Source organism: Roseisolibacter sp. H3M3-2 (genome assembly GCF_029211165.1).
Lineage (GTDB): Bacteria > Gemmatimonadota > Gemmatimonadetes > Gemmatimonadales > Gemmatimonadaceae > Roseisolibacter.
In genome coordinates this window covers 1-11,197 of record NZ_JARGEK010000142.1, presented here as the reverse complement: position 1 = coordinate 11,197, position 11,197 = coordinate 1, and the positions used below count along the sequence as shown (strand labels likewise).

Genomic DNA, 11,197 nt, shown 5'->3' with positions numbered 1-11,197 from the left:
ACTTCGCGCGCCGCCGCCGCGCCTTCCTCGCGTCGCGCGCCGGCGTGTTCGCCGAGCGCGGGCTGGAGGCGGCGACCGCCGCGCGCCTGGCCGCCGACGCCCGCGAGGGGATCGCGCGCGCGCTCCCCGACGACGACGCGCAGCGCTGGGTGCCCATCGGCCCGTCGGTGGTGCGCTTCGGGCAGGCCGAGGGGCGCCCGCGCGTCACGGGGCGCATCCGCGACCTCGCGGTGAGCGCCGACGGGCGGCGCGCGTACGCCGCGAGCGCCAAGGGCGGCGTGTGGTACACCGACGACGCGGGCGCGAGCTGGTCGCCCGTGGGCGCGTTCGCCGACCGCGCCCGCGCGCGCGGCGGGATCAACAACGCCAAGACGTGCGGCGCGATCCTCGCGCACTTCGGCGCCGCGCCCGCCGACGACTACGTGCTGGTCGGCACCGGCGAGACGACGCCCACCGGGCTCACCGACGAGGACGCGCACGCCGCGTTCACGCAGGGCGGCGTCGGCGTGCTGGCCGCCGCCGCGCCGGCGCTGGCCGGGGTGGGCGACGCGGTGTGGGAGGACGAGGCGGGGCTCGCGCTGCTCGAGGGCGCGGGGATCTACCGGCTCGCGCGCCGCCCGGGCGCGACGCCGGGCAAGGCCACCGGCGCCGACGCCGACCGCGTGGTCGCCGCCACCAGCCGCGGGCTGTACATCGGCGCGCGCAGCGTCGCGGGCGGCGCGGCGCGGTGGACGTGGGCCAACGTCGACGGCTACGACGCGCTCTGGCCCGCGGGCACCACGCGCGCCGCCACCGACGTGCTCTGGCTCCCGCTCGGCGCCAAGGGGCGGATCGTGGTCGCGGTGACCGGGCGCGGCGTCGCGTACAGCGACGACGAGGGGGCGGCCGGCTCGTGGCGCTGGGTCGGCGCGCTCGGCGGCACGGCCGCGGCGGCGGCGGCGATCCGCGGGCGCGCGAGCCTCGGCGGGCCGGTGGGCGGGCGGCTGTACGTGCTCGGCTCGCGCCGCGCGGTCGACGACAGCGACGTGCCGACGGTGTGGCGCGTGGCGGCGATCCTCGGCGCCGCGCCGGCCGCGGTCGTGGTGGCGGGCACGCCGGGGAACCTCTACCCCGGGCAGCGCGACTACGACCAGGCGATCACGGCGATCGACGCCGACGGCACCGACCGCGTGTACCTCGGCGGCAGCACCGTGCGGCCGCTCGGCGCCAACGGGCAGTGGGCCGCGTCGCTCTGGTGCTTCGACGTCGACGCGACCCCCGCGCTGGTCCCCGCGTCGCGCGTGTCGCGCGTCGGCGCGGCGGCGGCGCCCGGGGCCGCCGAGGCGGGCGCCGACGTGCCGGGGCTCATCGGCAACGACGTGCACGCCGACGTGCACGCCGTCCGCGTCGTGCGCCCCGGCGGCGCGGCGCCCGACCGCGCGCACGTGTGGGTCGGGTGCGACGGCGGCGTGTTCGCGTCGGCGATGGGCGGGCGCGTGAACTCGTTCGCGGCGCGCGCGGCGGGGCTGGCGACGCTGGAGCCGGGCTACGTCGCGCCGCACCCCACGTCGAGCCAGTGCGTCGCCATGGGCGCGCAGGACAACGGCGCGCAGGTGCGCGTCGGCGACACGGTGTGGGAGGCGGTGCTGCTGGGCGACGGCGGCGGCGTCGCCTTCCACCCGATCCGCTCGGACCACCTGGTGGCGCAGTACACCGAGGGCGTCTGGCTCGGCCGCCCGGCGTCGGGGTTCCGCGACCCGCTGCGCCGCAAGAACGGCGGCTCGTACGCCGCCGACCGCGAGTCGGGGCTGGCCGCCTTCTACTCCGGGTGCGACGCGGTGCGCGCGTCGTCGTCGGTCGGGCGCCTCGCCGTCGGCACCACGCGCGTGTGGGTGAGCGACGACGTCGGGAGCAGCTTCAACACGTGGGGCGTGATCCCCGCCGACGGCGGCGTGCTGGTCGACGCGCGCCCGCTCGGCACCGACCCGCCGACGCTGCAGACGGTGGGGATCCCCACGCCGTCGCTCGGCCGCGTGGTGCAGCTGCGGTGGGCGTCGCCGACCGTGCTGCTCGCGCTCTACGAGGACGGGATCGTCCGCTACACGGAGGACGCGGCGACGCGCGCGTGGACGGCGACCGAGCTGCTCCCCGGCACCGCCGGCGGCGCGCCGACGCTCGCGGCGACGCCGGCCACCGACATCCGGCCGGTGCCCGACACCCTCGACTTCTACCTCACCACCGTCGGCAACCGGCCGTCGCCGCCGGGAACGCGCGCCGACACCTGCCTGTTCTACGAGTCGGCGTCCGACACCTTCCACCGCACCGGGCTGCGCGAGGCGCTCGACGTCGGCGGCGTCGAGGGGCCGCTCGACCCCGCGTACGCGGTGGTCGTCGACCCCGCGCACACGCACGAGGTCTACGTCGGCACCGTGACCGGCGTGTGGAAGGGGACGCGCACCGGCCCCGGCGCGCACCGGTGGGACCCGTTCGTGAAGGGCTTCCCGCAGGCCACCGCGCAGGACCTCGCGGTGTGGCGCGACCCCGCGGGCGGCGAGGGGGCGACGCGCCTGCTGCGCGCGGCCGTGCAGTCGCGCGGCGTGTGGGAGGTGCGCCTCGACGCCGACGAGGCCAGCCGCACCTACCTGCGCGTGCACGCCGGCGACGACCGCCGCCGCTTCCCGACGCCGATGGCCGACCCGCGCCGCGCGCCGGGCGACCCCGACGTGTTCGTCGCCGCGAGCCCCGACGTGATGGTGCGCCCGCGCGCCGCGCCGGCCGCGGCGCCCGCGTGGCCGTTCGCCGACGCGTCGGTGATCGACGCCGGCAACGTCCCCGCGCACCAGCTGTGGACCTTCCAGACCGCGTTCCGCTGGCACTACCCGAGCGTCGCCGCCGACGGTCGGTGGAGCGACCCGCTCGGCGACCTGATCGAGCTGCACCGCGCCACGCTCGGGCTCCCGGCGGGGCGCATGGTCGACCAGGCGCTGTGGGCCGCGGTCGTCGGCGGCACGCGGCTGTCGCCCGCCGGCGCCGTGTCGACGCAGCCGGCGCACCCGCTGGCGGTGTACCGCGCGCCCTGGCAGTCGCCGGCGGCGATGGACGCGCTGGCGACCGAGATCGACCTGCTGGAGAGCGTCGTCCCGCGCCGCCCCGACACCGAGCCGTGGGTCACCTTCCGCGAGCCCGCCACGGTCGACGTGCTGCTGCACCACCGCGACACGCGCCCGCTGGCGCGCGACGACGCGTTCGTCGCGCTGCTGTGGCGCGAGGGGGCGACCACCGACGCGCTGCTGGCCAGCGCCGTCGGCGACCTGGGGACGTACGTCGGCCGGCTGCTCGCGGGGACGCCGACCCCGGCGCCGGCCGGGTGGACGCTGGCCGGCCCCGGCGCCGGCGGCGCGCTGGTGCGCCTCCCGCACACGCTCGACGCGCGCATGCCGCGCGCCGTCTCCGTCGACGTCGACCTCTCGGGGGTGACGGCGGGGAACCGCGTCCTCTTCCTCGCGGTCGCCGGCTCGTCGGTCGACCCGTGCGGCGCCGCGCCCGTCGGCGCCCCGACGACGGCGGCGCAGCTCGTGCGCGCGTGGCCGTACGCGGCGCTGCGCATGGTCCAGGTGTTCGACCGGTGAGCCGCGCCGCCATCCGTTCGTCACGCCGCCCGACCCGACGGCGCACGGCGTGACGCCCCGCGCGGCCGGCGTGACGATCTCCCCCTCAAGTTTTCACGGAAAGTCGCGCGGAGGTGCTCAAGTCCGATCATGACGGTGCCGACACATGACGGCGAGGCCATCAGAGGAGTCGCGACGCCGCGACCGTCCGGGCCTCTCCACACACGCCCCGACCGTCATGCCGAGCTTCCACGTCTCCCGCCCGCGCGCCCTCCGCGCCCTCCACCTGCCCTCGGTGGGCGTCGCGCTGCTCGGCGGACTCCTCGTCGCCTGCGGCGACGCGCCGTCGGCGCCGCGCGGCGGGCCGGCCCCCTCGGCCGCGCCGCGCCAGGCCGTGTGGTCGGTGGGCGACACGACGTACACGACCTTCACGTACACGCCGGCCGCCGCGCTCGAGCAGGGCTTCGCCAACGCGCACAAGCTCTCGATGCCGGCCGGCGCGGTGTGCGACCCGCAGACCTCGGGCTACGGGCCGTCGCTGTGGGACGCCGCCTGCACGCCACTCGCGCAGCCGATCACCTTCACGGCCAAGAGCTGGACGAGCGCCGCCGGCCGCCCGCGCATCACCTTCAGCCCCGACGTGCGCTTCGTGCCGGGCAAGGTGGTGACGCTGCGGCTGAAGGACGTGCAGGCCTCCGACCTCGGCGTCGGCGCGCTGGTGTGGTGCCCGCAGAGCGGCGCGGCCTGCGTCGACGAGGGCGCGACCGACGCGAGCCTCGCCACGTACTTCAGCAAGAACGAGATGTTCGTCTTCCGCCGCCTCAAGCACTTCAGCGGCTACACCGTCGTGGTCGACCGCGCCGGCGGCGGCGAGGATAACGGCTTCGGCTTCTGAGCGCGGGTCCCGCGCGGCACGGCGAGACGGGGCGGCGGTCCGCGTGGACCGCCGCCCCGTCTCGCGCGCGTCGGCGTCACGTCCGGGGTCGCGGCGCGCGCGGCGTGACGCGGCTCGCCCGTCGCGTGACGGCACGTCGCTCAAGTTTTCTCGCCGACTCGTACGGAACCGCTCAAGTGCGGCCGCCGTCGGGTCGACACCTGAACGCGACGACAGCAACGCCCTCCTCACGTCTCCCTCCGCGATGACCTCCGCTCGTATCCGTCCGCTGATCCTGGCCGCCGCCGGCGCCGCCCTCCTCTCGACGATGGTCGCCTGCGCCGAGTCGCCGCTGGCGCCCGTCGCGCCGGAGGCGCCCGCCCCCGCCGCGGCGCCGCAGCGCGGGCTGGTCTCGGGGACGGTGCAGACGCTCACCAACGTCGCGGGGCTGCGCTGGACCGCGCCGGCGACCCGCGCCTCGGCGACGAAGGTCATCGGCGCCGGCGGCGGCACGCTCACCGTGGGCGGGCTGACGATGATCGTGCCGCGCGGCGCGGTCGCGGGGAGCACGACGTTCACCGTCACGCGCCTCCCGGGCAGCGTCGTCGCGTACGACTTCCAGCCGCACGGCATCCGCTTCGCGCAGCCCGTGACGCTGCGCGTCGCGACGCTCGGCACCGGCATCGGGCTGCTCCCGACGCTGACGGGCGTGCAGGGCGCGCACTTCGTCGACGAGGCGTCGCTCAACCAGGCGGCCGGCCGCGCCGCCGTGACCGAGCTGCGCCCGGCGCGGGTCGACCTGCTCGGCGTGACGTTCGACGTCACCCACTTCAGCGGGTGGATGGTGTCGACCGGCCGCTCGGGCGGCGACGACAACGGCTTCGAGTGAGCGGCCGACGCCCCGGCGTGCGGCTCTTCAGCTCCCTGCGCTGGAAGACGCGCCTCGCCGCACTCGCCGCCGTCGCCATGACGCTCGCCGTCGTCGCCTGTCTCGGCCCGCTCGGCGAACCGGGGGCGGAGCCGGGCGCCGACCGACCGCCCCGCGCGCGCTAGCGCGTGGGGGCGCGGCCCGGCTACAGCGTGATCGTGGACCGCAGCCGCGCCCACCCCGACACGGGGACCTGAGGCGCGCGGGCTCGCCCGCACCGCGGCCCCGACGCGTACATTCGGGGTGATGTCGCACGCGCCTCGCCCCGACCGCCCCGCCGACGCCCCGCCGGACTCCGTCCCCGGCGGGGCGTCGTTCACGGTCGAGGCCGCCGAATCGGGGGAACGGCTCCGCGCCTTCCGCGCCGCCGCCGAGGGCGCGCCCGTCATGCTCGGCCTCACCGACGGCCGCGGGCGCTGCGTCTACTGCAACGCCGCGTGGTACGCCTTCACCGGCCAGTCGGAGGAGCGCGCGCTCGGCGTCGGGTGGCTCGACGCCGTGCACCCCGACGACCGCGCCGACGTCGAGCGCGCGTACCGCGAGGCGCACCCGCGCCGCGAGCCGTTCCGCGTCGAGTGCCGCCTGCGCCGCCGCGACGGCGCGCCGCGCTGGGCCATCGGCATCGGCGTCCCGCGCTTCGGCGAGGCGGGCGACCTGCTCGGCTTCCTCGGCGCGTTCGTCGACGTGCACGAGCGCCACGAGGCGGAGCGCCGGCTGCGCGCGAGCTACGGCGAGCTGGAGGCCGTCTACCGCGCCGTGCCGGTCGGGCTGTGCGTGTTCGACCGCGACCTGCGCTGGGTGCGCATCAACGAGTGGCTGGCGCAGCTCAACGGCGTCCCCGCCCAGGCGCACGTCGGCCGCCGCCCGAGCGAGGTGCTCGGCGCGCTCGGCGTCGAGGCGGAAGCGATGCTGGCCCGCGTGCTGGAGACCGGCGAGGCGGTGCGCGACGTCGTGCTCGAGGGCGAGACCCCCGCCGACCCGGGCGTGCGCCACACGTGGATCGAGCAGTGGCTGCCGATCCACGCCGAGGACGGCACGGTGCTCGGCATCAGCGTCGTCGCCGAGGACGTGACCGAGCGCCAGCGGTCGGCGGCCGAGCGCGAGCGGCTGCACGAGGCCGAGCGGGCGGCGCGCGCGCGCGCCGAGGCGAACGAGCGGCGGCTCGCGCAGCTGCAGCGCGTCACCGCCGTGCTGTCGGGCGCCGCGTCGACGGGCGAGGTCGCGCGCGCGGTGCTGGAGGTCGGGCGCGACACCTTCGGCGCCGACGCGGCGACCATGGTCGAGGTGGTCGAGGACGACGCGGGCGCGGCGGGGCTGCGCACGGTGGGCTCGCTCGGCTTCGTCGAGGAGCCGCGCGCGCGGTGGGACGCGCGCCCGCTCGATCCGTCGTCGCCGATCGCGCAGGCGATCCGCGAGCGGCGCGTGGTGTCGTACGCCACCGCCGCCGAGCGCGCCGCCGCGTGGTCCGCCGCCGCGCCCCCCGACGTCGAGGCGGCGGTGTTCGTCCCGCTGCTGCTCGAGGGGCGCGCGGTCGGCGGGTGGGCGCTGGCGTTCGGCCGCACGCGCACCTTCGGCGACGACGAGCGCGAGTTCCTGCTCACCCTCGGCCGCCAAGCGGCGCAGGCGCTGGAGCGGGCGCGCCTGTTCGAGGCCGAGCGCGCCGCGCGCCGCCGCGCCGAGACGCTGCAGGGGGTGACGGCCGCGCTGGTGCGCCTGCGCACGCTGGAGGAGATCGGCGCCTTCGCGTCGCGCGAGCTGTGCGGCGTGCTCGGCGCGCGCATGTGCTGGGTGACGCGCCTGAGCGACGACGGCGCGTGGCTGGAGACGGTCGGCGTGCACGGCGTCCCCGAGGAGACGGCGCGGCGCTGGCGGCGCTTCTCGCTGGCCGAGGCGGTGCCGATCGCCGACGCGGTGCGCGAGGGGGCGCCGCAGTGGTGGCCCGACCTCGCCGCGCTGCAGGCGGCCTACCCGCACTACGCCGAGAGCGCGTCGGCGATCCAGCGCGAGGGGACGGCGACGCTGCCGCTGTTCGTGGGCGAGGGGGCCGACGCGCGCCCCGTGGGCGCGATCTCGCTGGGCTTCGGCGCCCCGCAGCGGTTCGACGCCGACGCGCGCGGCTTCCTGCTCGCGCTGGCGCAGCAGTGCGCGCAGGCGATCGAGCGCGCGCGGCTCGCCGACGCGGCGGCGCGCTCGCTGGCCAGCGCGGAGCACGAGCGCGCCCGCGCCGAGGAGGCGAGCCTCGCCAAGAGCGGCTTCCTGGCGACGATGAGCCACGAGCTGCGCACCCCGCTCAACGCGATCGCGGGGCACGTCGAGCTGATGGAGATGGAGCTGCACGGCCCGGTGACGCCGGCGCAGCGCGAGGCGCTGGGGCGCGTGCAGCGCGCGGGGCGCCTCCTCCTGTCGCGCATCAACGACGTGCTGAACTTCGCGCGGCTGGAGAGCGGCCACGTGGCGTTCGACGTGCGCCCGACGCCGATCGCCGAGGTGGTGCGCGAGGTGCTCCCGCTCGTGGAGCCGCAGCTGGCGTCGCGCGGGCTGCTGCTCGACGTCGAGGTGGACGGCGAGGCGACGGCGCACGCCGACCGCGAGAAGCTGGGGCAGGTGCTGCTCAACCTCCTGTCGAACGCCCTCAAGTTCACCCCGCGCGGCCGCGTCGCGCTGCGCCTCGCCGCCGACGCGACGCACGTGCGCGTGACGGTGCAGGACTCCGGGATCGGCATCCCCGCCGCGCAGCGCGAGCGGGTGTTCGAGCCGTTCGTGCAGGTGCGCTCGGGGCTCACCCGCGAGCATGAGGGGACGGGGCTCGGCCTCGCGATCAGCCGCGACCTCGCGCGCGGGATGGGCGGCGACCTGACGGTGGAGAGCGAGGAGGGGAAGGGGAGCACCTTCACCGTCACGCTCGGGCGGGCGGAATATCCGGAAGACTGATACGGCGTTCTCTGGTACGGCGTTCTCAGGTACGGCGTGGTCTGATAGGGCGTGGTCCGGTACTGCGTGTACTTCGACCAACAGGTGCAAGTCACGCCGTACCTGAGAACGCCGTATCAGACCACGCCGTATCAGACCACGCCGTACCAGGTCTCACCCGAAGATCACGCACACTGGCGCCGGCACCTCCACCGTCTCCCCCGTGGCGGACAGCCGCCCGTCCGCGCCGACGGCGAAGGTGACGATCGCATCGCTCCCCTGGTTGGCCGCGTGCAGGAACCGCCCCGCGGGGTCGAGCGCGAAGTTGCGCGGGCGGCGGCCGCCGCTCGGGGTGCGGTCGGCCCACGTCGGGCGGCCGGCGGCGTCGAGGGCGAAGCGCGCGATCGAGTCGTCGCCGCGCACCGACGCGTAGAGCGCGCGCCCCGACGGGTGCAGGTGCAGGTCGGCGGCCGTGCTGCCGGCGGGGGCGGGGGTCGCGAGCAGCGGGAGCACCACGCCGTCGGCCGAGAGCGCGCCCGTCGCCGGGTCGAACGGCAGCGCCGCGAGGGTGAGATCGAGCTCGTTCACCACGTACAGCGTGCGCCCCGACGGGTGGAACGCGAGGTGGCGCGGCCCCGCGCCCGCGCCCGCCGCCGCGCCCCCCGCCGGCGCCAGCGTCCCCGCGGCCGCGTCGAGCGCGTGCACCGTGACGCGGTCGAGCCCGAGGTCCGTCGACACCGCCCACCGCCCGCCCGGCGCGGGGATCACGCAGTGCGCGTGCGGCGCGTCCTGCCGGTCGGCGCGCGCGCCGCGCCCCGCGTGCTGGTCCAGGAAGCGCGGCCCGGCGATCCGCCCGTCGGCCGCGAGCGGGAACGCCGCCACGCTCCCGCCGACGTAGTTGGCGACCATGAGCAGGCGACCCGACGGGTCGACCGACGCGTAGCACGGCGCGCCGCCCCCCGTCGGCGCCGCGTAGCCGAGCGGCGCCAGCGCGCCCGTCGCGCGGTCGACCGCGAACGCGCGCACCGCGCCCGTGGCCGCGCCGTCCAGCCGCGTCACCTCGTTCACCGCGTACAGCACGCGCCCGTTCGGGTGCAGCGCGAGGTACGACGGGTTGGGGCCGACGGCGGTGGCGCCGAGCGCGGTCCAGCGCCCCGTCGCCGCGTCGGCGCGGAAGGCGTAGACGCCGGCGCTGCGCGTGTTCTCGGTGTACGTGCCGACGAAGACGAGCGCTCCGTCGCGCGACGGGGACGCGGCGCGGCGCGCGCAGCCGGCGAGGAGGCCGGTCGTGCCGGCGGCGAGGAAGGTGCGGCGGTCCATGGGGCGCTCAGTCGGCGGGGGGGCGCGCCGCGGCGCGCTGGGCGGCGAGGCGCTTGGGCGCCACCGCGGCGTAGCTCTCCTCCAGCCACGCCGCGTACGTCTCGAGCGGCGCGTCGCGCCCGGCGTCGGCGCGCACCGTCACCCAGCCGTGCTTCCCGAGCCCGTAGCCGGTGGGCTCCGTGCCGGGGAGCTCCAGCGCGTCGGCGGCCGAGCGCGGGAGCTTCACCGAGAAGCTCGTCACGCCCCCCTCGGCGCGCAGGAAGAGGAACGCCTTGCCGCGCACCTTCAGCGCGCGCTCCCCCCACGGGAAGTCCTCCGTCGCCTCGGGGAAGTCGAGGGCGAGGGCGCGCAGCCGCCCCGCGAGCGAGCGCGGGTCGAGCGGCGGGGGCGGGGGGGCGGCGTCGGGCGTCATGCCAGGAGCTTGAGGTAGCGCACGGTGTCGGGCGCGTAGCCCGCGCGCTCGTACACGGCGCGGGCGCGCGCGTTGGCGGCGAACACGTTGAGCGTCAGGAAGCGGTGGCCGCGCGCCGCCGACCACGCCTCCACCGCGCCCAGCAGCGCGCGGCCGACGCCCCGCCCCTCGGCGTCGGCCGCCACCGCGAAGATCGCGAGGTGGCCGTGCGTCTCGCGCGTGAAGTAGTCCGCCGCCTCGTGCGCGAGGGCGAAGCCCGCCACCGGGAGGCCGGCCGCCGCGGCGACCAGCAGCGTGGCGTCGTCGCGCGGCGCGTCCAGCGCCGCCGCGAGCGCCTCCCGCTCCGCGGCGTCCATCGCCTCGGGCGGGCGCAGCGGCGCGGGGCCGAACGCGCGGAGGCGCGGCACGAGGGCGAGGATCGCCTCGCGGTCGGCGGGAGCGGCGACGCGGATCTCGACGGGCATCGGCGGCGAAGTTAGCGCGCCGCGGACCCGCCCGCACCGCCGCGCGGCGCCAGCACCTCCCGCTCCACGATCGCCGCCAGCGCGTCCAGCCACCCCGGGTCGGCGAGGTGCAGCGTGCGCACCCCCGGCAGCGGCGCGGCGCGGTCGGTGAGCACCGCCAGCCAGCGCGCGGCCTCCGGCGTCCCCGGCTCGTACAGCGGCGCGTCGTGCGCCGCCTCGCGGAACACCTCGACCCGCGGCAGCGCGGCGCGCTTGAACCCCTCGCACAGCACGACGTCGGCGTCGCGCAGGTAGCGCTCGGCGATCGCCTCGGGCGGCAGCTCCTCGTCCCACCGCATCACGAGCGCGAGCTTGTCGGGCGCCGCCATCACGACGCGCTCGGCCAGCCCCTCGTGGTAGTGGCGGTACGTGTCGGTGGTCGACGGGTCGATGTCGAAGGTGTGGTGCCCGTGCTTGATCGTCATCACGCGCCGGCCGCGCCGCGTCAGCTCGGCCGCCAGCCGCACCAGCAGCGTCGTCTTGCCGCTGTGCTTGCGGCCGACGATCGCCAGCATCGGGGGAGTCGTCATCGGGGGAGCCGCGCCTCCGCGCGCGAGAGGTCGTCGGGGGTGTTGACGCCGAGCAGGAGCGCGCGCGGGTCGCCGTGGCGCGCGACGTCCGCCGGCGCGAGGCGGCGCGCGCCCACGGCGTCGGCGAGCGCGC

Annotated in this window: 8 protein-coding genes; 4 read left to right on the top strand and 4 right to left on the bottom strand. The window is 77.6% G+C overall.

Annotated features, from left to right (window positions below):
* The 4 genes from PYV61_RS12985 to PYV61_RS12970 form a co-directional block, all read left to right on the top strand.
* On the top strand, window positions 1-3,608 hold a 3,608-nt coding region (locus tag PYV61_RS12985), incomplete at its 5' end, for a hypothetical protein (protein ID WP_275832154.1).
* 217 nt (window positions 3,609-3,825) lie between these two features.
* Window positions 3,826-4,482 (top strand): hypothetical protein, encoded by a 657-nt coding sequence (locus tag PYV61_RS12980; protein WP_275832152.1) that lies wholly within the window; start codon window positions 3,826-3,828, stop codon window positions 4,480-4,482.
* Window positions 4,483-4,726: 244 nt separating this feature from the next.
* Window positions 4,727-5,350, top strand: a complete 624-nt coding sequence (locus PYV61_RS12975) for a hypothetical protein (RefSeq protein WP_275832150.1) — start codon at window positions 4,727-4,729, stop codon at window positions 5,348-5,350.
* 285 nt (window positions 5,351-5,635) lie between these two features.
* Window positions 5,636-8,320 (top strand): PAS domain-containing protein, encoded by a 2,685-nt coding sequence (locus PYV61_RS12970; protein ID WP_275832148.1) that lies wholly within the window; start codon window positions 5,636-5,638, stop codon window positions 8,318-8,320.
* Between the two features lie 153 nt (window positions 8,321-8,473).
* Here the strand turns inward: PYV61_RS12970 and PYV61_RS12965 are convergent, their stop codons facing one another.
* From PYV61_RS12965 to mobB, 4 genes are read right to left on the bottom strand one after another with little or no spacing between them, the layout of a single operon-like run.
* Entirely contained in the window at window positions 8,474-9,619 is a 1,146-nt protein-coding gene (locus PYV61_RS12965) for a lactonase family protein (protein ID WP_275832147.1), read from the bottom strand.
* Window positions 9,620-9,626: 7 nt separating this feature from the next.
* Window positions 9,627-10,031, bottom strand: a complete 405-nt coding sequence (locus PYV61_RS12960; protein WP_275832145.1) for an MmcQ/YjbR family DNA-binding protein — start codon at window positions 10,029-10,031, stop codon at window positions 9,627-9,629.
* On the bottom strand, window positions 10,028-10,495 hold the full coding sequence (locus tag PYV61_RS12955) for a GNAT family N-acetyltransferase (protein WP_275832143.1): 468 nt from the start codon (window positions 10,493-10,495) through the stop codon (window positions 10,028-10,030). Before PYV61_RS12955 ends, PYV61_RS12960 begins: the two co-directional genes overlap by 4 nt.
* Before the next feature lie 11 nt (window positions 10,496-10,506).
* Window positions 10,507-11,064 (bottom strand): molybdopterin-guanine dinucleotide biosynthesis protein B, encoded by a 558-nt coding sequence (mobB, locus tag PYV61_RS12950; protein ID WP_275832141.1) that lies wholly within the window; start codon window positions 11,062-11,064, stop codon window positions 10,507-10,509.
* Window positions 11,065-11,197: the final 133 nt, after the last annotated feature.